The organism is Pelagicoccus mobilis, assembly GCF_016595505.1.
GTDB lineage: Bacteria > Verrucomicrobiota > Verrucomicrobiia > Opitutales > Opitutaceae > Pelagicoccus > Pelagicoccus mobilis.
Genome location: NZ_JAENIL010000035.1, coordinates 29717 through 56087, shown reverse-complemented (window position 1 = coordinate 56087; position 26371 = coordinate 29717). Strand labels below are relative to the sequence as shown.

At 54.6% G+C, this 26371-nt stretch carries 21 protein-coding genes; 17 read left to right on the top strand and 4 right to left on the bottom strand.

The annotated features are described in order from the left end of the window. Window positions 1-241: 241 nt before the first annotated feature. The 3 genes from JIN87_RS18080 to JIN87_RS18070 all read right to left on the bottom strand — a co-directional run bounded on the left by JIN87_RS18080 (window position 242) and on the right by JIN87_RS18070 (window position 3193). Window positions 242-2035: a sodium:solute symporter family protein gene (locus tag JIN87_RS18080; protein ID WP_200357009.1), complete on the bottom strand. Its 1794-nt coding sequence runs from the start codon at window positions 2033-2035 to the stop codon at window positions 242-244. A gap of 176 nt (window positions 2036-2211) precedes the next feature. Continuing rightward, window positions 2212-2652, bottom strand: a complete 441-nt coding sequence (locus tag JIN87_RS18075; RefSeq protein WP_200357008.1) for a hypothetical protein — start codon at window positions 2650-2652, stop codon at window positions 2212-2214. A gap of 19 nt (window positions 2653-2671) precedes the next feature. Beyond that, window positions 2672-3193: a glycine cleavage system transcriptional repressor gene (locus JIN87_RS18070; RefSeq protein WP_200357007.1), complete on the bottom strand. Its 522-nt coding sequence runs from the start codon at window positions 3191-3193 to the stop codon at window positions 2672-2674. Between the two features lie 322 nt (window positions 3194-3515). Between JIN87_RS18070 and JIN87_RS18065 the strand changes: the two genes are divergently transcribed. From JIN87_RS18065 to JIN87_RS18010, 12 genes are all read left to right on the top strand, one after another. Beyond that, window positions 3516-4574, top strand: a complete 1059-nt coding sequence (locus tag JIN87_RS18065; RefSeq protein ID WP_200357006.1) for an ABC transporter ATP-binding protein — start codon at window positions 3516-3518, stop codon at window positions 4572-4574. After that, the gene (locus tag JIN87_RS18060) at window positions 4571-5332 is read left to right on the top strand and encodes an ABC transporter permease (protein ID WP_200357005.1); all 762 of its coding nucleotides are present in this window, start codon (window positions 4571-4573) and stop codon (window positions 5330-5332) included. The genes JIN87_RS18065 and JIN87_RS18060 overlap by 4 nt, the downstream gene beginning before the upstream one ends. Window positions 5333-5384: 52 nt before the next feature. After that, window positions 5385-6845: a GldG family protein gene (locus tag JIN87_RS18055; protein WP_200357004.1), complete on the top strand. Its 1461-nt coding sequence runs from the start codon at window positions 5385-5387 to the stop codon at window positions 6843-6845. A 45-nt stretch (window positions 6846-6890) separates the two neighbouring features. After that, complete coding sequence (locus JIN87_RS18050; RefSeq protein WP_200357003.1) at window positions 6891-8852, top strand: DUF4340 domain-containing protein; 1962 nt, start codon at window positions 6891-6893, stop codon at window positions 8850-8852. Between the two features lie 6 nt (window positions 8853-8858). Beyond that, a complete protein-coding gene (locus tag JIN87_RS18045) occupies window positions 8859-11657 on the top strand; it encodes an AsmA family protein (protein ID WP_200357002.1) in 2799 nt (932 codons plus the stop codon). A gap of 428 nt (window positions 11658-12085) precedes the next feature. Beyond that, window positions 12086-13171 (top strand): ribonucleotide-diphosphate reductase subunit beta, encoded by a 1086-nt coding sequence (locus tag JIN87_RS18040; RefSeq protein ID WP_200357001.1) that lies wholly within the window; start codon window positions 12086-12088, stop codon window positions 13169-13171. Window positions 13172-13347: 176 nt separating this feature from the next. Beyond that, window positions 13348-16536 (top strand): ribonucleoside-diphosphate reductase subunit alpha, encoded by a 3189-nt coding sequence (locus JIN87_RS18035; protein WP_200357000.1) that lies wholly within the window; start codon window positions 13348-13350, stop codon window positions 16534-16536. A gap of 318 nt (window positions 16537-16854) precedes the next feature. Then, window positions 16855-17973: an FRG domain-containing protein gene (locus JIN87_RS18030; protein WP_200356999.1), complete on the top strand. Its 1119-nt coding sequence runs from the start codon at window positions 16855-16857 to the stop codon at window positions 17971-17973. 82 nt (window positions 17974-18055) lie between these two features. Continuing rightward, window positions 18056-18649, top strand: a complete 594-nt coding sequence (locus tag JIN87_RS18025; protein WP_200356998.1) for an RES family NAD+ phosphorylase — start codon at window positions 18056-18058, stop codon at window positions 18647-18649. Between the two features lie 74 nt (window positions 18650-18723). Then, complete coding sequence (locus JIN87_RS18020; protein WP_200356997.1) at window positions 18724-19077, top strand: antitoxin Xre/MbcA/ParS toxin-binding domain-containing protein; 354 nt, start codon at window positions 18724-18726, stop codon at window positions 19075-19077. Between the two features lie 236 nt (window positions 19078-19313). Beyond that, complete coding sequence (locus JIN87_RS18015; RefSeq protein WP_200356996.1) at window positions 19314-19673, top strand: inositol monophosphatase family protein; 360 nt, start codon at window positions 19314-19316, stop codon at window positions 19671-19673. 466 nt (window positions 19674-20139) lie between these two features. Further along, the gene (locus tag JIN87_RS18010; protein ID WP_200356995.1) at window positions 20140-20664 is read left to right on the top strand and encodes a hypothetical protein; all 525 of its coding nucleotides are present in this window, start codon (window positions 20140-20142) and stop codon (window positions 20662-20664) included. On the opposite strand, the gene JIN87_RS18005 is transcribed toward JIN87_RS18010, so the two are convergent. Then, window positions 20661-20939 carry a type II toxin-antitoxin system TacA family antitoxin gene (locus tag JIN87_RS18005; protein ID WP_200356994.1) on the bottom strand — a complete coding sequence of 93 codons (279 nt, stop codon included), beginning with the start codon at window positions 20937-20939 and terminating at the stop codon, window positions 20661-20663. The two genes, JIN87_RS18010 and JIN87_RS18005, sit on opposite strands and share 4 nt — an antisense overlap. A gap of 263 nt (window positions 20940-21202) precedes the next feature. Between JIN87_RS18005 and JIN87_RS18000 the strand changes: the two genes are divergently transcribed. The 5 genes from JIN87_RS18000 (at window position 21203) to JIN87_RS17980 (ending at window position 26367) form a co-directional block, all read left to right on the top strand. Beyond that, the gene (locus JIN87_RS18000; RefSeq protein WP_200356993.1) at window positions 21203-21445 is read left to right on the top strand and encodes a DUF4160 domain-containing protein; all 243 of its coding nucleotides are present in this window, start codon (window positions 21203-21205) and stop codon (window positions 21443-21445) included. Beyond that, complete coding sequence (locus JIN87_RS17995; protein WP_200356992.1) at window positions 21420-21692, top strand: DUF2442 domain-containing protein; 273 nt, start codon at window positions 21420-21422, stop codon at window positions 21690-21692. The genes JIN87_RS18000 and JIN87_RS17995 overlap by 26 nt, the downstream gene beginning before the upstream one ends. A 115-nt stretch (window positions 21693-21807) precedes the next feature. Further along, on the top strand, window positions 21808-23049 hold the full coding sequence (locus JIN87_RS28330; RefSeq protein ID WP_200356991.1) for a formylglycine-generating enzyme family protein: 1242 nt from the start codon (window positions 21808-21810) through the stop codon (window positions 23047-23049). A gap of 236 nt (window positions 23050-23285) precedes the next feature. After that, window positions 23286-25001, top strand: coding sequence for an alpha-amylase family glycosyl hydrolase (locus JIN87_RS17985; RefSeq protein ID WP_200356990.1), 1716 nt, complete (start codon window positions 23286-23288; stop codon window positions 24999-25001). Between the two features lie 346 nt (window positions 25002-25347). Further along, window positions 25348-26367 carry an aldo/keto reductase gene (locus JIN87_RS17980; RefSeq protein WP_200356989.1) on the top strand — a complete coding sequence of 340 codons (1020 nt, stop codon included), beginning with the start codon at window positions 25348-25350 and terminating at the stop codon, window positions 26365-26367. Window positions 26368-26371: the final 4 nt, after the last annotated feature.

Genomic DNA, 26371 nt, shown 5'->3' with positions numbered 1-26371 from the left:
GCCCGCCACTCTCCACCGCCAGACAGATTCGAACAAACTACATTACATCTAGTGATGACTCACGATCGGCAGGAAACCCCACCGAAACCTGGCTAACATAAAGAGAGGGACGGGCCGTTGAAGCAGGCCAAAAAAGCGACCCATTTCTCGAGGCACTGAGCCAAACCCCGCAGCCGAGTCCGCCCCTTCATCCATTTGGCAAACAAACTCAAATTTCCGCACGAGCTCCCACCCGCCCAGACTATTCAGCACGCTCCAGACGGTCGAACCACGTCCTTTTCAGGATAAAGCTGCAAAGGAACCAGATTCCCGCGCAGATCCACATCGGCTTAAACTCCTGCACCACCAAAAACAAAGGCACCACCACCAGCATGAAATGCCAGGTGACGCCCACCACGATGTTGAACAAATGACGCGGCCAATCCCGATTCGTCACAATCGACTCGTCGCTATCCTGCAGAAAACGAACCACCGGCCCCCAATGCCCCCACGGCCGAACCTTCCGGTAAAACGCGCCAAGCGTATCCATATCCTCCGGACGCGATAGCAAGCTCCCGCCCAAAGTCCCCAGCAAGGACAGGAAGAAAATAGCAGGAAACAGCTGGATGTAGGAAAACTGAGGAAAGAGCTCAGGGATAACGAAAGAGCTCACAATCCCGCTCATCATACCGCAAAAATAGCCCACACCATTCAAACGCCACCAGTGCCACTTCAAAATGTTAGGCGCCGCGTATCCACCCCAAAGACCACCCACGATCCAGCCCATGATATCGTTGATGCTCTCCATAAAGAGACTCAACGCCACCCCGATACCCACCACCAAAAAGGACGCCAAGTAGCTAAACTTCACATACACCCGCTCGTCCTGATGCGGACGCAGGTAGCGCTTGTACACATCGTTCACCAGGTAAGCCGCCCCCGCATTGATCGTCGAATCGAAGGTCGACATGAAAGCCGCCAAAAAGCCCACGATAATAAGCCCCTTCAACCCGATCGGCACAAACTCCCGGATCACGTGCGGCAGCACCAGCTCGTAGTCGAAAGCGGGATCCTGCAAACGAAGGTCCGACGAATAAAAGACCAGCCCCAACGCCACGATCCCAGTCACCAAAATCCAACGAGGAAACAAAGCCAGCGAAACGAACCCGCTCATCAACGCCGCCTCCCGCGGATTCCGAGTCGCCAGCAAACGCTGCATGTCGAAATTAGGAGCCGGCCCTGCCAAACTCACCAACACCCCCTTCAACATCATCATCATGAAGAAAGGAAAGAAGAGCTCATACCCCTGAAGCTCGATGATGTCGTTCAACTGCGGCAACAAAGGATCCCAATCCAAATCCAGCTCCCGCCCAAACCACAAACTCGACCAGCCATTCGGAGTCACAGCCTGGATATCCTCAGCGGAAATCAAAGTCATCGCGTAGTATCCAATCACCACCGACAAAGCGCACAGCAGGGTAAACTGGATGATATCCGTGAAAATCACGCTCCGGATCCCCCCCATCGAAGCATACAACAACGAAATCAGGATCAAGCCCGCCGCGTACGTCGTCGGCTCCAAGATCGTCGGCAGAAAAATCGACGCGAACCCAGCCAAGCCCTTGAACGCATAGGCCGAAAAGCTCACCACGCTCAGCAAAGCGAAAACCACCACCACCAGACGCGACATCTCCAGCCCCGTCTTGTTGCTGAAGCGAGTCGTCATCCAATCTCCCCCCGTCAACGCCCCGGAACGCCGCACCCACTCCGATAGATACACCATCAGAAACACCTGGTTAAACGTGGGCCAAAGCCACGGCAGCCAAGCCCCCTTCGCCCCATAGATAAACACCACCGACACCAGCCACATCGTCCCCGCGATATCGAACATCGACGACGCATTCGACATCGTGATCAGATACCACGGCACCTTGCGGCCACCCAAAAAATACGACTCCAAACTCTGCCCCGCCTTCCGCCGATTAAAATAGCCGAAGACCAGCACCGTACACAGGTACAGAACGATCAACGACAGATCTAGGGAATGGAGCTCCATTTAGGACAGGTTCAGCGATAAGGTCAGGCAAATGCGACGGGAAACGCACACGCCCCGCCAACAAACATTACAATCTCAGGGACACGCAAGGTCCCAATGGCCTAACACCGCTAAATCCGCAGCGCCTACACTTTTATTCACGCAAAGCGCTGCCCCTCAACGCCGGAGCCGACCCGCTACTCCTCCTCGGAATCCTCTTCCTTGAGATAGCTCATCTCCACCAGCGTCACCTCCGCAGGCACGTCTCTCAAAAACACCCGCACAAACTGGCTGCGCCCGCCACCATAGGCCGCCTCGAAATCCTTGCGGCGAATCGTGTGACTCTTCGTCCACACGATCTCATCCTCCACGTCCTCCTCCTCGGAAACGATTTTCCCCTCGAACTCGATCTTCGAGATCGGCGGGACCATCTTGAGCGACTTCACGCGCATGCGAAAGGTCAGCAACCAGTCGCCCTCCTTCGCGTGCAACTGGTCCGCCTCGAACATCGCCTTCTTGCTCTCCAGGATCTCAAACGCCCAGTCCGGCTGCCCCTGCGAGAAGCCCAAGCCAGCAAACGCCAGTGCCAAACTCAAAAAAGCAGCCCTTACAGCTCTCAAACGTCCAGATCCCTTCATAGCTAGATATTTCGAAAAATTAGTCCGATTCGAAGCTTACATCGACCATCAAGTCCGCCGCTATAAGCTCTAAATCGCTCCGTAGGTCAGATACGTCACAGTCCGATGGGATGCAGACCCTAGCCCTCGCCTCGAAAAGCGCTTCCCCAGACATCGGCGCGCTGCGGCACTCCGTGTTCAGCTCCTCCACATTCACCGAACGCTGAGCAAACGCATTCGAAATCTGGCTCACGATCCCGGGACGATCATGACCCACGATCTCGATCGTCGCCACCTCATGGCAACCCCCGTCCGAATCCTCTTCCGCATCCTTCACCACCAGACTGATGCCCTTGTCCTGCAACGACGCCACCGCCGCCAACAACTCCTCTCGGCGCCCCTCGCTAGGACTCACCCGCAAGATCCCCGCGAACTGCCCCCCCAGGTTGCACATCCGGCTCTCCAGCCAATTACCGCCCGCCGCTTTCACGGTCGAAGCGATCAATTCCACCAGACCCGGACGATCCGGGCCAATTAAAGACATCACGATGGGGCTTTCCATATCACCGCCGACCCTAGCCGCCTCCCTCCATCAAACAACACCATAATCCCATCCACCCAATCTTACTCCTAATCATAATCATCCTCCTAATCCCATCCACCCAATCCTCCTCCTAATCATAATCATCCTCCTAATCCTCCATCTCCCACCCCGGAGGGCGCCGCTCCGCCGGAGCCGCATCAACCTCTCTCCCTCGCCAACCACCAAACGCCGGAACCCAATACCCAACACCCATTTACAAAACCCAAAAAACCTATTGCGACCGGATAGAAGCCAGTCTTTCAATGTCCCACTTCGGAACACCACGAACCAGCCCACCGAATTGGACTCCAAACCGCATACCATCGAAGTCGAGAAGCTCCACAAACGCTTCGGCAAAATCAACGCCGTAGACGGCATCAGCTTCAAAGTAGAAAAAGGGCAAATCGTCGGCTTTCTCGGCCCCAACGGCGCCGGCAAATCCACCACCATGCGCATCCTCACCGGATACAACCGCGCCTCCTCCGGAACCGCCAAGATCTGCGGCGTCCCCGTCACAGCCGATCCCCACTTCATCAAGCGCCGCATCGGCTACATGCCGGAAAACAACCCTCTCCCCCTCGAGCTGCGCGTCCGCGAATACCTCAAGTACCGGGCCAAGATAAAAGAGATCCCCTTCTCCCAACGCCGACGCGCCATCGACACCGCCCTAGAGCGCTGCGACCTCCTCCGCGCCCAAGACCGGATCATCGGCAAACTCTCCAAAGGCTTCCGCCAACGCGTCGGCATCGCCGACGCCATCCTCGCCAATCCCGAAGTCATCATCATGGACGAGCCGACCATCGGCCTCGATCCCCATCAAGTCATTCTCATCCGCGACCTCATCGCCTCCCTGCGCGGACGCATGACCGTCATCATCTCATCCCACATCCTGCCCGAGATCGAGATGACCTGCGACCAGATCGTCATCATCAACCACGGCAAAATCGTCGGCCAAGGCTCACCCGCAGAGCTCCGCGACACCTTCATCGACCACACCACCTACGAAGTCGAAGTCCACGGTCCAGCCAAGGAACTCGAAGCAGCCCTCGCCTCCGTCGCCCCCGAGCTCAAAGTCGAGCGCACCTCCGAGCGCGACGCCGACGGCTTCGCCACCGTCGAGATCCAAATCAAAGGCAAGCACGACTACCGCGAAGAGCTCTTCCAAGCCCTCGCCGAAAACCCCGACCTCCGCCCCCGCTCCCTCCGCAGCAAAATGGCCCCGCTCGAAGACGTATTCCTAGCCGCCACCCGCCGCTCCTGGGAAACGGTAGACGAGGAACTAGCAGCTCCTCAACCAGCCCCACAAGAGGACGAAAAAGAACCCGTTACCCAAAACCCGGAACCCGGAACCAAGTCTTGAGACACTTCACAACGCTTCTTCGCAACGAGATCTGGCGCCTGCTCATCAGCCCCAGCACCTACATCGCCGGCTTCCTCTTTCTCCTCGTCATGGGCTTTCTCTTCCAGTGGATGCTGCGCCTCTACACCTCAGACCCTCAGGACGAGACCCCCAGCGTGCTCTTTTTCCGCATGTTCTTCATCCCCGTCTTTTTCATGGTTCCCCTCCTCACCATGAGATCCGTAGCCGAAGAGCGCCGCTCAGGCACCATCGAGACCCTGCTCACCACACCGGTCACCATTACCGAAATCGTCCTAGCCAAATTTTCCGCCAGCTACCTCTACTATTGCTCGCTCTGGCTCGTCACCGCCTCCTTCCACATCATCTTTTTCACCTACGCCCAGGCAGATACGATTATCGATCCGTATCCACTCATTGGAGGCTATGCCTACATCTTCCTCAGCGGCACCCTTTTCCTCTCACTCGGCATCTTCGCCAGCTCCCTCACCAAAAGCCAGCTCGTGGCCGGAATCCTCGGTTTCACCCTCGTCTTCGGATTCATCGTCATCGGAAGCAACATCGAAGACCTCTCCGTGCTCGCCGCCGAAAAAGCCCACTGGCTCCGCCAGCTCGCAGATCACACCGACGCCCTTCAGCACATGGGAGACTTCTCCACCGGAATCATCGATACCCGAGCCATCGTGCTCTACCTGAGCGCCTCCCTTACCTTCCTTTTCCTCAGCATCCTAGCCATCGAATACCGCGACGGCACCTCATGATTAACTGCCTAGTCCCAGAACCTAGCACCAAGCACCCAGGACCCAATTTTCCTTGTCCCACGACCACCAGCCAAACCGATTTACAGACCGCTTCCAAGCGCTCCTCCAGATCGTACTCGTTTTCTCGATACTCATCGCGGTCAACTACATCGGCATGAGGACCTACCAGCGCCATGACCTCACGGAAGGGAATATCTACTCCCTCTCCCCAGAGACACGCGCCTACCTCGCCCAGCTCCAGCAGCCGATCGAAGCCATCGTCACCATCTCGGACAACACAGACGAGCCCGGCCTATCCGACATCCTCAAAGACGTTAAACTCCTGCTTCGCGAATACGAGTACGCCACCCGCGACCAAGGCAAAAACCGCGTCACCGTCGAATACCTAAACATCTACTCCCAAACCTCCAGAGCACGAGCCCTCGGAATCGACTCCCCAAACGTCATCGTCTTCAAATCAGGCGAGCGCCAAAGCCAGGTCAAAATCAACGAGCTCTACAAAATCCAAGACTCTGAAATACGCGAATTCCTCGGTGAAAACGTATTCACCCGCTCCATACTCGAAGTCGTCGAAACCTCCGAACCCATACTCTACTTCACCACCGGGCACGGCGAATTCTCCGCCAACGACGTCACCGCCTCCACCGGAGCCTCCACCCTCTTCAACGAACTCAAATCCCGCAGCTTCACCACCCGAACCCTCGACCTAAGCACCGCGGAAGAAGTCCCCGAAGACACCTCCCTCATCGTAGTCGCCGCCCCCAAAACACGCTTCCTCCCACAAGAGCGACTTCTCCTAGAGACCTACCTCAACAAACGAGCCGGCCGCGTCATCATCCTGCTCGAGCCAGGAAGAGAACACGGACTCGAAGACCTCTTCTACGAATGGGGCGTGCTCGCCGACGACGTCCTCGTCGTCGAACGCGACCCCAACTACGTCATAGAAGGAGGCGACCTCATAATCCGCAACTTCGCCCAACACCCCGTCTCCGAGCCGCTTTACCAACAAGGCATTCCCGTGATCACAGACCGAGCGTCCTCCGTCCGCGAAGATCCAGGCAGGCCCATCGACGACTCCCTCATCGTGCAAGAGCTCCTAGCCACCTCCTCCCAAAGCTGGGGCGAGCGCCAATATCAAGAAAACCTCTTCCCAACCTACAACTCCGCGATCGACCTCGCAGGTCCCATAAAGATCGGAGCCATTTCCGAACGCCAAGTCGACTCCTCGCTCGGCATCTCCCTGCCAGGCGGAAAGCTCACCGTGTTCGGCACCTCCAACTTCATATCCAACCAACGAATACAAGACTCAGGAAACCTCTACCTGATTCTAAACGCCATCAACTACTCGGTCGACCGCTACACCCGACTCAACATCCCCCCGCGACCGATTAAGAAAGTAAAGCTCGACCTCTCGATCGAGCAACTCCACCTCGCCCGCTATCTCATCTGGTTCGCCCCTCCCGCTGTCATCGGCTTCCTCGGCCTACTCGTCTACCTTTCCCGAAGAAACTAGCTCCCCCCCGGAACCTAGAATCCGATACCCGGAACCCACTTTAGCATGCGCCTAAAAATCACACTCACCCTGCTCGCCATTCTACTCGGCTTGCTCACCTATATCTTCTATATAGATAACCGTACCGATATCGACGACTACCCAGACCAACGATCCAGCGTCCTCGGCAGCCTAGCGGTCGGCATCGACTACCTCAGTATCCAAAATAACGCGACAGGCCAAAACATCACCCTCCAGTTCGAAGACAACCGCTGGATGCTCAAAGAGCCCTATCTCTGGCCCGCCAACGAATTCGCCGTACAACGCATCCTCACCGAACTCCGCTTCCTCGAACGCATCTCCAGCTTCGAAACCAACGTCGTTTCAAACTCAGGCGTATCCCTCGCCGACTACGGACTCAAGCCCTCCCGCCTCGCTCTCATGATCGGTCGCGGCGAGCGGAAATCCACCCTCCATATCGGCAAACCAACCGAAATCGGAAACAACCTCTACCTCCTCTCCACCGATCAAAGCCACGTCCACGTCGTCAACCGCTCCCTGCTCGACGCCATCTCCGTCGACCTCGACAACCTACGCTCCTCCCGCCTCTTCGATATCGCAGTATTCGAAGCCATGTCATGGAATATCCAAGTTCGCGAAGACGACCGAAACCTTCGCGCCTGGTTCGCCCGCAATGGCGACAACTGGGTATTCGAAACACCCATACGAGCGCGAGCCGACTCCGAAGCCGTAAACGTCCTCCTCAACCGATGCCTCAGCCTCGAAGCAGATTCCATCGTCGCCTCCAACCCTAGCGACCTCTCCCCCTACGGCCTGCAAAACCCACTCTACCGAATCGCCATCGAAGCGGACCAAAGCCGCGAAGTTCTCGAAATCGGGGAGATCATCGCCGAAGAGTCCCAATTCCGCTACGCCAAACGCGAAAGCCGCCCCGCCGTCTTCCAACTTCGCATCGACTTCCTCGATCTCCTAGCCAACGCCCAAACCAAACTCCGCGAACGACGCATCTTCGAGCTCGATGTCACCGCTGCCACTACCGCTACCATCGAACGCCGCGACCAAGAACCGCTCACCCTCCAAAAGCTCGAGGACGGCACCTGGGAACTCGTCGTGCGCAACCAAGAGCAAGGACTCCAAACCCTCGCCGGCGACACCGAATCAATCAGCGAAATGCTCAAGTGGCTGGACGAACTCAAAGCCGTTCCCGACACCGGCTTCGTAAACGACGCCCCCTCCGCGCCAGATCTAGAATCCTACGGACTCGAAGTCCCCGAGTACTCCATCACCATCACCTCGAACAAAGCCTTCGACGAAGACAAGCCACTCGAAGAGCTTAAGACCGAAGTCCTGCACATAGGCGACAGGACTCCCGACAGCCGTCAGGAAAGCTTCATCAAGATCGCAGATAAGGACTTCGTGTATTCGGTCTACAACGACATATTCTCTAACATCACCAACAACCCGCTCCGCTACAAAGACCGAAACATCATCTCCCTCCCCGAAACCACCCGAATCTCTCACCTAACCATTGAACGACTCTCCGACGAGACCCTTCTCGTCGACGAAGCCATAGAGCCAGACGCCGAAACACCCACCATCGCCGCGCAACTAGCAGCCCAAGTCTCCCAACTCAGAATCGACAGTTTTAGAAACAACGGCTTCACACGCACCGTTCGAATCGCCGGACGTCGTCAGCCATGGGCCTACCGACTAACGGCAACCCTAGACTCAAACGACACCGCAAACGCTATTTCCCAAAAAATAGAAATACTCATATCCGAGACAACCGGCGGTCCCCTCCTCTACGGAGGCATTGTCGAAACCGACCAAAGCTTCCGGTTCGGTATCGACTTCATCGATACCTTTTCCCAAGTCGCCTTCAACCGGGTCCAGAGAGAAGCCCCCGAGAAACCATTCAGCTCGAAGCCGCTTCCCGAAAAAAGCACCCCCAACCCCGAGGGCCTCGCCCCCGCGACCTCCGAGCAACTCGAAGCCCCTACCCAATAGGGCCGCATGAGCAAGCCTCGCAAGAGCCACCTTCGCATCGCTTGGAAAAGTGTCTGCACCACCTGCAAGGCGCTCTTCCACGGATGCTACTCGGCGATTGTGCTCATGCTTGCCGCTGCAACTCTCTTCGCCGCATATGTCGCTACCCTCGACGACATTCCAGTACCCAACTTCATAATACGCGAGCTCCGTGATCAGCTGCAAACCAAAGGAATCAGCCTTCGCATGGAAGGCATCCGTTTTCAGCCCAATGGACGGATCATCGTAGAACGTCCCGAGTTCTACTCGCCGGAACTCGGCTCCACCATCGTAGCCGCAGACATAGCGATCGCGAAACTAAAGCTGAGTCGCCTGCTTTTCCGAAAAGTCGCCATCGACGAAGTACGCCTCTCCTCCGGTCGGATAGTACTCCCCGCCATGCTCACCCCTAGCGGCGAGCCGACCACCGCCATCAGCTCCATCAACCTTGAGGCCGTCCAACGGGCCGAACGCTGGAATATACGCTACGCAAACTGCGCCATCGACGATCTCAAACTCTCCCTAGCCGGACGTATCAACGCAAACCTGCTTCAACTCCCACCTCCTAAACCCGACGCCCCCAAGCCTACCGTCACCCAAATCATCCTCAAACTGGCGCCGCAGATCTCTCGGGTAAAAGAAGAGCTCAAACGCCTAGACGCCCCGTTTTGCACCATTGATCTCGACATCGAAGACGGCACGCAAACCGCCTACCTCGACCTCGGCGCCACAAGACTGAAAGCCACTCCCGAAATCGAAGTCCAAGAGCTTTCCATCAAAGCGAAATACGCCCTCGGCCAAAGCCTCGAAACAAAGCTGTTCGCCAACCACATATCCCTTCCCAACGAAGTATCCGCCAAATCCCTACGGCTCTTCGCTCAATGGGATTCGGAACCACCTCCAAAATCCCTCCTACCAGACCACATCCAAGCCTCCACCGCCCAGATCTCCTACCAAGGAACAGAGATTCCCTCCCTCATAGCACTCGCGACCCCAGGAGAGACGACCCACTCCGCCCACATCCAACTCGCTTTCCCTTCCAGCCCCATCAGCGCCCGGCTGGAGCACGATACCGAAAGCCAGCAAACAAGCCTAGACCTCCACGCCCTCCTCGACACCCCCTTGCTCGAGAACCTCAATCCGCTCGCCCAGAAATTCGCCAATCTAGACCTCCATTCCCAAGCCCAAATCCACTCCGCCATCGATATCCACGCCACCGGCACCCTAGACGCGGACTTCAAGCCCTCCCGCATCAACGCCATCGCTCAAACCGGAGAGACCACTCTGCTCGGCACCACCATCGACTACGCCTCCTGCTCGGCAACTCTCACTGGCCCCCAAATCGACCTGCACGAAGTCAGACTCCAAGCCGGGCAACAATCCGGCGTCATCACCGTCGGATACAATCTCGAGACCATGCTGCGCCGCGTCCTCATCGAAGGCTCCTTCGACCCCACAAGCGTAAACAGCTGGTTCAAGCCCTGGTGGGCCGCCATGTGGGACGGCATGAGCTTTCCCGACGAAGGCATGCTCACCTACCTCGATTCCCAAGCCACCTTCAAGCGCCCCGACACCGTGCACGTCACCGGCACCGGCTACGTCCAAGACTTCAACCTTCGCGGCATGCTGGTCGACGAGCTCCGCACCAAGCTGTTCTCGAAATTCCACTACATCGACCTCTACGACCTAGAGATCAACGCCGCAGATGATCAGCAAGCCGTCGGAGAAATCCAGTTCTACATGGACCGCGACGTCCGCGACGAGAAAGACAAGCTCACCGGAATCTGGATCGAAGCCATCTCCACCCTCGACGTCCAAAACGGCCCCAAAATCCTCTGGGAAATCGCCGACGGCGTTCGCAACATCCTCGCCCCCTACTGCTACGATCTTCCCCCGCTTCTCGAGGTCCGCTCCGCCTCTGTGCTCTTCGAAGACGAGTTCATCAACGACATCGACCTCGGTATAGAATCGGAAACCGCCTTCACCTTCTACGGCTATCCGCTCGATTCGCTCTCAACCGAGATCCACATCGACGACGACGTTATCGACATCCCCTACGCCGAATCCGATCTCGGCGGAGGAAAAATGACAGCCAGCGCCTTCATCGTCGGAGACGCAGTCGAAATCGACGCCCAGCTAGACGACGTCGGCTTCGGCGAAGCGCTCGTCGCCACCAACACCTACTTCGCCGCCGACGGCTCCGAAACCGCGCAAGCGATGGACACCGAACGCCTCCTCTCCTTCGGAGGCAAAGCAAACGCCAGCTTCAAAGGGCACGGCATCCTAGGCGACTCCCTCTCGTACCAAGGCGAGGGCGAATTCAAAATCACCGAGGCCGACTTCGGCTCCTTCCGCCTCTTCGGTCTCCTCTCCGCCGCCCTAGAAATCACCCCGCTCCGCTTCACAACCCTATCCTTTTCAGACGCCTCCTCCCCCTTCACCGTTAACCTAGACACCGTCAATCTCACCGACGCAAAGATGGAAGGCGGAGGCGCCGCCATCGAATCCGAAGGTACCTATAATATAGAGACAGACGCCCTCGACCTCTCCGCCAAACTCTTCCCCTTCCGCAACAGCAAGGTCCCCCTCATCACTCCCCTCATCAATCTCCCGCTCGATATCTTCTCAAACGTCTTCGAAGTCTCCGTAACCGGCACCTTCGACGAGCCCAAGCTCACCCTCTTCAACCCCAACACCAAGCAAGAGATCAACGTCGACACCCCTCGCCGCGACCACCGCCCCACCCGCAACCCCCGCTCGGTCACCAAAAACGCCCCCTCGGAGTAGCCACCGCACCCCAATATCTGACCTCTTCAAGCGTTTTACACTCTCCTACAAGCGTCGTCAAAAAAACGCTAAATCCAGAGGTCACAAAATCGCAAATCCGCGGTGCCGAGCCAGCGCCAGCGCTAAGTGCCTGATTTAGAATTCCTTATTCCCCAAGGGACCTCGCGCCAACAATTTCGAGGCGTAAATCAAGCTCAAAAAAAATTATTATCCGCGTTGACGGGTCGAATTTGCTCCCAATATCTTGTGGTCCTTCTGGGGTAGACCACACTATCTTGTGGTTAATACGAAGTGGATAAGTCCGAATAACTCCCGCTCGCCAGCGGCGTGGGAGCCATGTTCCCTTTCCCACCCTTCTCCCCGGGAAATGTCCCGAATTCCTTCACAACAAAGCCAAAACTGTCTCTACACAGCTCGATTTAATTCCCATGCAAAAGACCTACACCGTCGGTAGCCGTACCTTCGTCCTAGACCAGACTAAAGCAGAAGAAGCCTTCAAGGCTAAGCAGATCATCAATGGCCGCGAGACCATGACCTTCAATCTGCTCCCGCTTAAGTACAATTGGGCTTACGAACTCTACAAGACGATGAAGGCTAACCACTGGGAGCCGGAAGATATCATCATGAACAAGGATATCGAGCAGTGGAAGGACGAGAGCCAAGTCTCTGAAGTCGAGCGCTGGATCATCATGATGGGCGTTGGCTACTTCTCCGCAGCAGAAGGTATCGTCGGCGACAACATCCTCCACGTGATCCGCGAGCTCGTCACCGCTCCTGAGCTCAAGCTCGTACTCGGCCGCCACGCTCACGAAGAGAACGTACACGCCGACTCTCTTCTCTACATGATCTCCTCTCTCGGCATCAACCCGCACGAGTGTGAGGCCATGTTCGAGGACATCGAGACCATCGTAGCCAAGAACGAGTTCGTCACCCGCCACTCTCACGCCCTGCGCCGCAACATCGACCTCACCATCACCGAGAACAAGCAGAAGTTCGCCAAGAACGTCTTCCTCTTCGGCCAGTGTATGGAAGGTACCCAGTTCTACGGCATGTTCGGCATGATCCTCTCCCTCTACCGCCAGAACAAGTTCCGGGGTATCGGCGAGATGTTCCGCTACACCCTGCGCGACGAGTCCAACCACATCGAACTCCTCCGCAACCTCTTCATGGATCTTGTATCCGAAAATCCAGACGTGTGGACCGATGAGTTCAAAGCCGACCTCCGCCAGACCATGGCCGAAGGTATCGAGCTCGAGAAGAACTTCATCAACGACTGCCTCCCCGTCGATTCCATCGGCTTGGTCAAGAGCGACTTTCTCCAATACATCGACTACATCGCAGACCGTCGCCTCGAAGGCTGCGGCCTAGAGCCCCTCAATCCCGGCATCACCAACCCACTCCCATGGCTTGCCGAGATGATGGACATCAAGAAGGAGCAAAACTTCTTCGAAGGCCGAGTCACCGAGTACCAAAAGGCGTCATCCCTCGAAATCGAGTCCGACGACGATCTCTAGTCGCTTGTCCCTCACCACAGGTGGATAGGCTGTAGGCTTTTAAGCCATAGGCTTATTCGCCTGCGGCTATTGTCGCCATCAGTCCCAATCCCGCAACCTCTCACCCCATACCCTCCGCTTTAAGTCTCTCGGCCTACAGCCTAAACACCTAACGGCTAAACAACCTTCTCCACAACATGATTAATCCAAATCTCCAAGAAGACCTCGCCCTCAAACGCATCGTAACCGCCGCCCGTGAGAAATCACACGGCTTTGACTGGCATTCAGGCCTCGCAGACAGCGATACCAAGCGCGCTGCCATCAACGTCGTTACGCATGAAGGCGAAGCTACCTTCAACCTCTCGGAGATCGTCGACACCATCGGCAACGCCCTCGCCAACGTCCTTCTTTCCAAGAACCAGACTGACGTCTTCAACGACGAAAACCGCGAGTGGGTCTGCTCCGTCGCCCGCCAAGTCTGCGACAAGCTCGAAGCCAAATCGCCCGAGACCCTTGAGTCCCGCGTCGGCCTGAGCGAACTTTACGATCTCATCGAGAACACCCTCGTGGACAACAACGCCTACGACGTCGCCAAGTCCATGCTCATCAACCGTCAGCGCAAGCTCGCCGACAACAAGACCATCGGCCTCAAAAACGTTCGCCTCATCCGCCGCGACCGCAAGGTAGTGCCTTGGAAGCAAGAGAAGATCGAGATCGCCGTACGCCGCGCCTTCCTCTCTCTCGAGATCAATTCCGACCCCGCCGTCCAAGTTGCCGAAGCCATCACTGAGCGTATCCAGCATTCCGGCCACGCCTTCGTCGAAATCGAGGAAGTGCAGGACATGGTTCAGGAAGAGCTCATGAAGCAAGGCCACTACAAGGTCGCCGCTCACTACGTTCTCTACCGCGCCGAGCGCCGCCAGCTCCGCGAGCAAGAAGCCCTCCAGCTCGCCAACGCCACCGAGCAAGACTCCATGGTCGTGGTCAAGAAGACCGACGGCTCCACTTACTTCTGGGATGGCATCGACCTCAAGAAGCGCATCGAGTTCGCCTCCATCGGCCTCGACCTCTGCCTCAACGCAGAAGAGATCGAAACCGAACTCCGCCGCGCCGTCTTCGACGAAATCTCCGAAACAGACCTCGAGAAGACCATCACTCTCAACGCTCGTACCCTCATCGAGCAAGACGCCGACTTCGCCAAGTTCGCCGCCCGCATCAAGCTCTCCTACATGTACGAGGAGACCCTCGGCTGGGATATCGTTCGCGACGGCATCGGCGCCATCAAGACCTTCCACCAAAAGAAGTTTAAGGAGTACGTCCGCCATGGTATCATGATCGGGCGCCTCAACCCGAAGCTCAAAGAGTACGACATCAACAAGCTCGCTCGTTCACTCGACCCATCCGCTGACCTCGAGTTCGACTACCTCGGCATTCAAACCCTCTACGATCGCTACCTCATCGTAGACAAGACTCAGAAGAAGCACCGCCGCATCGAGACCCCACAGTTCTTCTGGATGCGTGTATCTATGGGACTCTTCCACGCCGAAGAAGACAGCAACGACAAGGCCAAGACACTCTACAAGCTCTACAAGTCCCGCCGCTTCTGCTCCTCCACTCCTACCCTCTTCAACTCCGGCACTTGCCACAGCCAGCTCTCCAGCTGCTACCTCTACTACGTTGGCGACTCCATCGAAGGCATCATGCAGCGCGGCATCGCCGACAACGCATACCTCTCCAAGTGGGCAGGCGGCCTCGGCGGTTCCTGGACCGCAGTCCGCGGCACCGGCTCCTACATCGGCGGTACCAACGGCGAGTCCCAAGGCATCATCCCATTCCTCAAGCTGCACAACGACCAGCTCATCGCGGTCAACCAAGGCGGCAAGCGTCGCGGCTCCGGTTGCGCGTATCTAGAAACTTGGCACAACGACCTCTACGACTTCCTCGAGCTTCGTAAGAACACCGGTGACGACCGTCGTCGTTGCCACGACATGAATACAGCCAACTGGATTCCAGACCTCTTCATGAAGCGTATGGAAGCCCGCCAAAGCTGGTCCTTCTTCCGCTCTTCCGAAGTGCCTGATCTCCACGAGACCTACGGCGCCGAGTTCGAAAAGAAGTACACCGAGTACGAAGCCAAAGCCGCCAAGGGCGAAATCTGGTCCCAGGAAGTTCCCGCCATCGAAGTCTGGAAGCGCATGCTCTCTATGATCTTCGAAACCGGCCACCCATGGATCACCTTCAAGGACCCATGCAACGTGCGCTCCCCACAGGATCACGTCGGAGTCATCCATTCCTCCAACCTCTGCACCGAGATCACTCTCAACACTTCCGACGACGAAACCGCCGTCTGTAACCTCGGCTCCGTCGTGCTCGACCAGCACATCGACAAGGACGGCAACATCGACCACAAGAAGCTCCGTGACACCGTCCAGACCGCTATCCGCGCCCTCGACAACGTCATCGACATCAACTTCTACCCAACCGAAGCAGCCCGCACCTCCAACATGCGCCACCGCCCAATCGGCCTCGGCATCATGGGACTGCAAAACTGCCTCTACATGCGCAACACGCCATTCGCTTCCCAAGAAGCCGTCGAGTTCAACGACGAGATCATGGAAGCCGTGGCCTACTACGCCATCGAAGCCTCCTCCGACCTCGCAGCCGAGCGCGGCACCTACAAGACCTACAAAGGCTCCAAGTGGGATCGCGGCCTCCTCCCGCAAGACACCCTCGACCTGCTCGAGAAAGAACGCGGCACCGAAGTCGACGTACCACGCGGCGGCAAGATGGACTGGACGCCTATCCGGGAGAAGATCGCCAAGCACGGCATGCGCAACTCCAACGTCATGGCCATCGCGCCGACCGCCACCATCTCGAACATCACCGGCACAAGCCCATGTATCGAGCCCGGTTACAAGAACCTCTTCGTGAAGAGCAACCTCTCCGGCGAGTTCATCATCCTCAACCAGCACCTCGTTCGCGATCTCAAGGACCGCGGCCTCTGGGGCAAGGACATGCTCGACAACCTCAAGTACTTCGACGGCGAGCTCGAAGAGATCGACAACATCCCTGAAGACCTCAAACAGAAGTACAAGACCGCCTTCGCGATCGATTACTCATGGCTCGTGCTCGCAGCAGCCCGCCGCCAAAAGTGGATTGATCAAAGCCAGAGCGTGAACCTCTTCATCGCCAGCCCAGACATGAAGACCCTCAGTCACATGTACCGCGCCGCCTGGCGCCACGGCCTCAAGACCACCTACTACCTCCGCTCACTCGGCGCCTCCACCATCGAGAAAGCGACAGTTGGAGCCAAAAAGGAACTCCGCGGCGTCGTAGCCGGCAAAGGCGGCCCAGCCGAGCCAGAGATCTGTGAGAGCTGCCAATAACATGAGGTAGCGGCCATCGTCCCCGATGGCCTTCACACAACCTTTACCACAAAGCCCCGCTTCCTTCGAAGTGGGGCTTTTTCGTATTCAAATCCAAAAGACAAGCCCGTTCAGTTCAACGAATAGTAACAAGTAGAACTTCCTAATCACCTACTCACAAGGGAAACAACTAATTGCACCCCCAACAGAATTCATCCATAAACCATCACAGAATTAGGGTTCGTCTGTTACCGAACCACTCGAAAGTCAGTTTAACAGCTTTTGAGCCCTACGTGTCCAAAAAACGTAGTTTTTGCTCCAACTCCAAAATTTGCATAAATGAATAACAACTCGACCTCCCTATCCGGGCAATGGCTGGGAACCTTTGATGGCACGAGTCCAGGTTTCGCATTTCTTAGTATAGAACCTGATCGCCCTACAACAGGAATCGCGACCATAGTTCAAGACGCCCCTATCCCACCGTCACGGCTCGAATTCCAAGTGAACCTAAACGGAAAAAACGTCTCTGCTGATTTGATCCAGACTCTGGCATTCAACATTGAAGATGGTGATTTGGTACCAGCTGAAACGTATCATGAGCAAAACGAAGATGTAGTGTTCGATCCCTCTATTTCCATTGTAGGCAGCCTAAGCGAGAACACACTAAGCGGCACCTGGAGCGGCCACAATGCAACTAGCCCATTTTCGTTAGAACTCATCGAGCCCAACAAAGCTACAAACGCAGACTACACCTTAACATGGCTCGATTACAAAAAGTACATACAAGAAAATACGGCTGAGCTCTCTGGCATATTGTACAGAGGCCAAACCAACAGCACTTGGAATCTTTCAACTTCACTACATAGATCATGCAGGTTTAACCACTTACGTTACGTTAGAGAAGATCTCCCTAGACTAGAGCATCAAATCAACGCCGTATCCGACCGCACATTCAACTTAAGCAACATAGATGATTTCGGGACATTTTTAAGTCTCGCTCAACATCACGGATACCCGACTCCACTACTCGACTGGACGAAGTCTCCATACATAGCAGCCTTCTTCGCCTTCGACACACCTTCCCCAGAATCTGATTTCTCGAGGATATACATATTTGATTCAGATAGTTGGACTGCGGATACAACTCAATCAAACCGCATACTAGACCCAACTCCAAACCTTAGTATTAAGGAACTCCCGGCAAGAAACAACCCTCGCCATGTCCCTCAACAATCAGTTCATTCATACACAAATATCCACAACATCGAATGGTTTATTCGCTACTTCGAAAAAAGGAAGCAAAGAAAATATCTCACGACTGTAGACATCCCTCAGCAGGAGAGACTAACAATCAACAGAGATCTTGAACTTATGGGCATAACCAATGCTTCTCTATTCCCAGGCATTGATGGAATTTGTAAATCACTGAGAAAATCTCACTTTCCATTCTCCCAATAGCTCTCTAATCAGCCAGTCCTGTATCACTTCCACAAATACATCGAAGCTATTAGTTACTTAGCTTCACGAACAATCTCCCCTCTTGCCTCTAAAACCCCACCCAGATTTCGACGCCTTCTGCAGGCGTATCCAAAACCTACCCAAGCATTCCAGCTCTCAGTTTAACGGTAGCCTTTTTCGCTTCGTCAGCCCAAACCACAGCACTGTCACGGGTATCCGAAACGGCAGAGGTGGGCTGAAGGCTAGTGGCCGCTGGCACCTAAAAGGTAGCTTTCCCTGCCTCTACACAGCAACAACACCCGAAACCGCCCTTCAAGAAGCTCTCGCACAGAAGCGTTACCACAGCCTCCCCGACTACGAGTCGCTCCCCAGAGTACTCATCGGACTCAAAGCCAAGCTACTCCACTTACTAGATCTCACCGACGGTAGAATCCGCCAGAGGCTACGAATCTCCGAGTCCAAAATCACAGAGTGCGATTGGAGAGACGAAAACCGCTTTGAAAACCAAGAGAGCATCACACAGAGCCTCGGCCGTGCTATCTACAATCAAGGGTACGAAGGCATCATCGCCCCTTCGTCAGCAGACCAACCGGACGGTGTTTGCCTTGTTCTCTTCCCATCCAAATTCCTTCGCGACAACTGCGTTCAGGTCCAAACTCCCGTCGATTGGAACTGAAAGTGGAAATTTCCACTTTTCTTTGAACTTTCCTCTGCTACAGTCGATCCAACTAAAGAAAGGGGAAGTTCGCCATGATCGCAGACCTAGACACTCGAAAACTCAACGCCACCAAGCTCAAAGCCCTCAGAAAGAGCACCAGCTTGGACCAGCGCGGCTTTGCCACTCTCAGCAACAACTCTCGAGAGACTGTCATCAAATTCGAGAAGACCGGTAAGGTCTCAGCCCCTGCCAAACGAGGCATAGTCGAAGCCGTAAGGCTCGTTCAAGGGCTAGCGGAGATCATGGAACCCGAGAATATCGCCACTTGGCTCAAAGAGCCCAATCCAGGTTTACGCAACAAAAGTCCAATCGACATCATTCAAGAAGGCCGGGTCGACATCATCTGGACGATCATCGAAGAAACCCGCCAAGGCACCTTCGCCTAAAACAAGCGAGGCCAACCCCCGCTACGCAGTGATCAGCCTACATCAGGAATGATCACGCATTTTAGGTTTTGGTCAATTCCCCATCGCGTCGGAAGTATTGGTATCCAGGAAGAAAATGGGCGAGCCCCCAGAAAAGAGGGCAGTGTTCTGAATTCAAATCAGCACAACAGCCCCTGCCCCATTGGATCGTTCAAGTTGTAAACACCGAAGCGACCTAAACACACCTGAAATTCAGAATGCATATCGATCACTCAAGAATGGAAGAGCTTCTTTTGGATGTATCCGAGAAGGAGATACTTCCTCGTTGGAGGAATCTCAAAGAACAGGAGATCGATGAAAAATCACCCGGCGAAGTCGTCACTCCAGCAGATCGAGCTTGCGAAGCTTACCTGCAACAACAACTCCCTCGCATTCTACCTGGCTCAGTTGTGATTGGAGAAGAGAGCGTCCACGAAAATGCGGGACTCTTGAGAGCACTCCAGACTGACAAGCCCGTTTGGGTCATCGATCCTCTCGATGGCACATCCAATTTCGCGAAAGGGAAAGAGCCCTTCGCAGTCATGGCCTGCTTGATACAAAAAGGCGACGTGAGCTAAAAGGGGTCAATGTTCTAAGTTCAAATAGAGCTCCCTCGAACTGACACCAAACCAACGAACCCAGATTTTGGCCAGAGCTCAATCTTTGACACAGCCCCTCTTTCCCAACGTTCTTAATACGCCGACGCGAGCTGTTACCTCGCTTCAAAACCAACTCCACTCTTGCCCCTCAAGACTCATCCATATTTCGACGCGGGGCTAAAAGGGGTCGTTCCTATACCTTTGCAGAAAGCTTGAAACGGGTCAGAGCTAAACTTTGATCCACTCCATATCTTAACCCCACACGAAGGAAGGAAAGGAGATCAACATTCAACCAGCATTCAGTCTCCATTTATCGGATACATTCAAATCTATTTATACCTGATCAGCTCTGCCCTTCCCGACCTACTTGAAGACTGAGCTTTTCTCTTGTCGCTACAGATCCATTTCACGAGCATACCGAAATCCTATCTCTTACGAATCCCCAATGCCCGCCTTCAGATACCTCATAGAGCCTCTCGATCCCAAGATACATGATCGGGAGTCCTTCATCTGCGAAGAGCCAGCTCTGAACGACTTCATCCGCAAACAGGCCAACCGCGAATCGAAGGCCAACACCTCTAGATGTTTCGTCCTCACAACCAAAGAAAGTCCCACCACGATTCGCGGATACTACACCCTGTCAGCCACATCGATCTCCCTCAGCAACCTACCTGAGAAGACCGCCAAAAAACTCCCAAACCGAGACAAAGTCCCCGCCACCTTGCTTGGCCGCATCGCGAGAGATCTCTCATTCAAATCAGAGGGTATAGGCGAACACTTGATGTTCAGCGCACTCAACCGAGCTTACTTAGCCTCTCTAGAAGTCGCTTCCTCAGGAGTAGTCATCGATCCCAAGAACGAACCGCTCGCGAACTACTACGCCAATTACGGCTTCATAAAACTCCAAGGAGACGAAAGCTCTATTCGCATGTTCCTCCTTATGAAGGATATCGAATCGAACACGCGCTAACGCTCTTCAACCTGCTCTTTGTAACGCTCCCAACCATCCTTGAAAGCGGCAGGCAACTCCCTCGGCGGAGCTAGCAATGCCTCAGCGAACCGAACCGATTCCTGAGCGTTCAACTGAATAACGTTTTCTTGCTCAATCACTTCAAGAGCAGCCTCACGCAGACGCATCTTCACAAAGGCCGAAACCGAAACCCCAGAAAGCGCCGCAGCTTTCTCAATCAACTGCTTATCCTCAGGACGGATCCGAGTCGCCAATCTTTCCGTTTCAGATTTCACTACATATTTGTACGTCAATTAGACACACAAACTCAAGCTCTATTTCCTGACGCGACTACCCAGCTTCGAATCATGTCAGAAAACTAGATTCGCAAAAGGTCGCGGCCATAGCTTGCCTCGCCGTAGCTTATCGCGAAGGCGGATCCCCGACGGCCATCACACAACCAATTCAACAAAGTCCCGCTTCCTTCGAAGCGGGGCTCTTCCCTTGTAGGCTCGTACTCGTCACGAGATCATCCACGCTCCAACTCTCCCCTCGCCCCATGCCAACCGTCCTCCGCATCGGCCCCTACCGCTTCCACTTCTACTCCAACGAAGGCGACGAACCACCTCACATCCACGTCCGCAGTAGCAACGGAGAATGCAAGTTCTGGCTCTCTCCCATCGGCCTCGCTAGCAACCGAGGAATCCCCGCCAACAAGCTCAATGAAATAGAGCGACTTGTCTTCGAACACCAAATCATGCTAACTTCCAAGTACCATGAGCACCGCGACCAACAAAGTTGAGTTCGAACCCACCGCTATCCGCGCGTGGACAGAAGGAAGGACGATCTTTCTAGAGCTTGTCGACGGTCGCATTTTCGGGTTCCCAGCAAATCGCTTCAGTCGCCTAAAGGCAGCGTCCGAAGAAGAGCTCAAAGCCGTCGAAATCCAAGTAAACGGCTACGCCCTCCGCTGGGAGAACCTAGACGAAGACTTAACCGTCCCCGGTATCGTCGCCGGCCACTTCGAGCTCCCCCCACAGGTCGATTAGCCGAAGCAAGGGAAGGAAAGGACCAAAAGGGGTCAGATCCTTTTTAATCACGTTAATTCTCGATTTCGTACTTCAAAATTCTACAGGACACCAAGATCAAGAGCTTCGGGAACTTGTGGTTAACAGTCGCTTGGTCTACCATTTCTCCGTGTCCTTCCTGCACTCCTTCCAAATAAACAAAGCGCCTTTCACGGTTATTGCGGGGGCATGCTTTCTGCATTGGCCAGCTCACTCAGGCACCGACGAGAATCCGACATACCACTACATCGGTAGTGACGTAGAAATCACAGATCCCGCATCACCTATCATTGCGAAGTTCAACCTGAGAGGCGACCTAGAGACATCCTTCTCACCTATCCCAGAGAAAAAGCACACCTTCGTTCAGATAAGTGTCAATTCAATGGACTGGGAAATTGTCGACCCTTCCACATACGAACACGACGACACAACTCTTAGCGTACAAATTCACCCCAAAGAGAAAGCGACGTTCCTTCGCCTTTTATCTTACGAACAACTCTCCTTGAAGGATCAATTCTCCGAACTGCCCGCCGGGACCTTCACCATGGGGGCTCCAGACAACCAGGTAGAGGGATATAGTGAGCCTCTACACGAAGCAACGATCACCAAACCATTTTCAATTTGCACGACGGAAGTTACATGGGGCATCTGGAAGGCTGTCCGATCGCGAGCATCACTTCACAACTACGATGATCTACAAGAAGGATGGAGCGGCTCCTGGCCAGGGAAAGGAGACGATCACCCAGTGACCACCATTGATTGGTGGAGCGCAATCAAATGGTGCAATCTCAGAAGCGAGATCGAGGGTAAAGTACCCGTATACTATAATTCCAGCGAACTCCGCTGGCAAAACGTACTTCGAAACGGTTCCCAAAGTGTTTTCGTAAACTGGGATGCCAATGGATACCGACTCCCAACCGAAGCCGAGTGGGAATACGCCTGTCGTGCTGGGACAACTACAGCTTTTTATACTGGACCAATCACGCATCCAGACGCGAAACCAATTGACCCCAACCTCGACAGAGCTGGGTGGTACGGAGGGAATAGCGGCACACGATCTCATGCCGTCGGGCTAAAAGAAGCGAACGCATGGGGCCTCTACGACACTCATGGAAATGTTTGGGAATGGTGCTTCGACTACTACGGACACTACAACATTGACAACAAGATCGATTACAAAGGTCCCGAATCCGGCAACGCCCGAGTAATCAAAGGCGGGAGTTGGTCGTTTATCGCGGCTAATTGCCGGTCGAGTTTCCGATCTGCCGCATACCCTGGTGGCAGAGGAGGAAACGGATTGGGATTTCGGCTTGTCCACACGGACTCAACCACCGAATAACATGCGCAAACATCAGGAAGAGCCGCAAAAGGACGCAAAATTCAGAATTCGATCCCGAAACGGGCAGAGGCACTAAGAAGGTCCGGAGCGTCTCTCGCCCTAGCCAATAGAATCGATCCATTCTCAAGCTCTTCACCCATTCCCACAGGTTTTGTCCTGATGATGTAAGAGAAGTCGCCACGAATCGGATTTCCCGAATCGGTGGCGATTTGATAGGATCTGGGTAAATCTCGTCTATGAAATACCCACTGAATCGTTTGCAAGGAACCGCTACCCTATCTCTTTTGGCCGCAATCGGATGCACCACGATGCAGGCCGATGAGGCCGCCCTTCCCGATTACTACGGAACGCTGGAACCTTGGGCTTCCGAGGCCATTTATTTCCTTTTGCTGGATCGCTTCGTCGATGGGGACCCGACGAACAATCACGAAGATCAAGGCGGCGAGTATCCGACCTGGGATCGGAAACTTATCGGGCCCAACGGAGAGGAAGCGAATGTCGGCTACCTTGGGGGCGATTTTAAAGGGGTCATCGACAATCTGGACTACATCAAAGACATGGGGATGACTGCGATCTGGACGACCCCCATCATGGACAATCCGGACGAGTATTTCACAGGTGGTGAACCCATCGAGTATGGCGGTGCATTCAAGGACCAGGGCAAGACAGGCTACCACGGCTATTGGATGACCAACTTCTTCGTGGAGGATGAGCACTACGTGTCTCCTCAGCTAGACCTCGACTTCGAAGCCTACGCAGATGCTTTGCACGAGAAAGGCTTCAAAGTGGTTTTTGATATCGTGGCCAACCACGGTACGCCTTCCTTCGATATGCCGGCGGATCAACCGAAGTTCGGCGAGCTGTATGACGCGGATTGGAACCTCATTGCGGATCATCAAAACCTGAGACCTGAAGACTTGGATCCTGAAAATCCAATGCACGCCTTCTTCTACAACTTCGATGACATCCTGCAGCTATCGAATGTGAACGAGGAGAACCCAGCGGTGATGAAGTATTTCGTAGATGCCTACCAAAGCTGGATCGACAAGGGCGTTGATGCCTTCCGCATCGATACGATTCGCCATGTGAAACACAGTTTCTGGAAGGAGTTCACGGACAAGATCCGCACCACGCACCCTGGCTTCTATATGTTCGGGGAGAGTTATGTCTACGATGCGAATTTCATCGCCCAGCACACGCTTCCCAAAAACGGTGCGGTGAGCGTTCTTGATTTCCCCTGTCGCGAAGCGATGGTCGAGGTGTTTGGAGTGGAAAGCAGCGACGAGAATGGGGACGCGATCGATCAAACCTACGAGGAACTGGGCGACTACCTGCACCTTACGCATGGGCCTTACCATAACAGCTATGACCTAGTAACCTTCTACGAAAACCACGACATGATCCGCATCGATGCGACTGACGAAGGTTTGGTTGATGCGAACAACTGGTTGTTTACCACCAGAGGCATCCCATGCATCTATTACGGAGGAGAAATGGCCTTCCAAAAAGGATTAGCCGAGCACGAAGGAAATCGGAACTATTTCGGTCAAGACAATGTGAATACAGCTAAGGACCACATTGTTTACAAGCAGCTGGCCCGCATTGCCTTCATCCGCCAAGAGCTGGAAAGCCTACAACGTGGTTTGCAGATCAATGTAGACCTCGGTGAAGATCAGGCATCCTTTTATCGCGTTCTCCAGCTAGACGGGAAAACAGAAACCGCCCTCGTGCTACTCAACAAAAGCGATGAGCCTGCAGAGATGGAAGTATCCAAATTCCTACAGACAGGAGATTGGAGAAACGTTGAAAGCGATGAGGTTCAAAGAATCCGTACCGACGGTTCGCTCAAAGCGACAGTCGCTCCTCACAGCTTCAGCATCTGGGTAAATGACACGCCGATTCGCAACACTGCATTGATCCAGAAACTGCAATACGCAATGCAGCACAAGTAGATCGCGTTCAGGTCCTGCCCAACTAAAGCTCTAAACCACTGGCGTGCACTGATAGACGCCGATTAGCTCGCTAGGAAGAGGCTCGTTCTACCCATTCTTTCGGTGCTACCGAGCCCCGCGGGCGACAGCGAAACAAAAAACAATCGGTTTTATCGGTGGTTCAATACAATCCCCCAATGGGGACGCAAAGGGACCACTGCTCAGAGCAACTGATCAACCATCCTCTGCAGGAGTACCTTAAAAATAAGCGACCTGATCCACTTATCCTCCTTAAACCTCTCCTAATAGGGTGCACAGAAGACGAGTCGCACTTGAGAAAAGCGGAAGCGTCTATCATGATGGGATTATGAATAGACGCAGTTTCCTCACCTCACTTGCAGCTGGTTCAACTGTGGCAGCATTCGGAGGCTGCGCTCAGCAAAACTCTAACAAATCTTCAAGCGACTCTCTTGGTCCCACCCTTCCCACTCGTCGGCTCGGCCGTACCGGCGAACAGGTAAGTATGCTCGGGGTTGGCGGCTATCACATCGGCTGGACAACCGAAAAGGACGCTCAGGAGACGATCGAGTCAGCTATCGAAGGCGGAATCCGTTTTTTCGATACAGCGGAAGGTTACGGCAAGGGCGAAAGCGAAATCCGCTACGGAAAGTATCTCACTCCAAAATTCCGCGATAACGTCTTCCTCATGACGAAGACAAACTCCAAGGATGCGGAAACAGCTCGCCAGCATCTCGAAGCGTCTCTCAGCCGGATGAAGACCGACTATCTCGACCTCTGGCAAATCCACAGCTTGGAGAGTCCTGAGAACGTAGATCAACGCGTCGAAGCCGGATTGCTTGAGGTCCTGCTGAAAGCAAAAGAGGAAGGCAAAGTCCGCTACCTAGGCTTCACCGGACACCGCAATCCAGAAGCCCACCTCAGAATGCTGGAAAAATCTGAAGCCCTCGATCTCTTCGACACCTGCCAAATGCCCGTCAATGTAATGGATCCAAACTACCACAGTTTCGTCGAACAAGTGACACCCGTTCTTCAGAGGCGCGACATCGCCCTGCTCGCGATGAAGACTCTCGCCGATGGACGCTTCTTCGGCATGAAAGCCATGCCCAAACGCGGAGCGATCTGGCAAACCGAAAACCCCGCCATACCTGCCCGTATCAGTATCATGGATGCGCTACACTTCGCATGGGCTCTGCCAACAAGCACCCTCATCACCGGAGCGGAAAACGCATCCCTGATCCGCGAGAAGATAGAAATGGCAAAGGCCTTCACCGCCATGTCGCCAGAGAAACGCCTCGACCTAGTAGGACGGGTCGCCGACATCTCCGACGGAAAAGCAGAATACTACAAACGCCCAGTGGTTTCCTGAAATC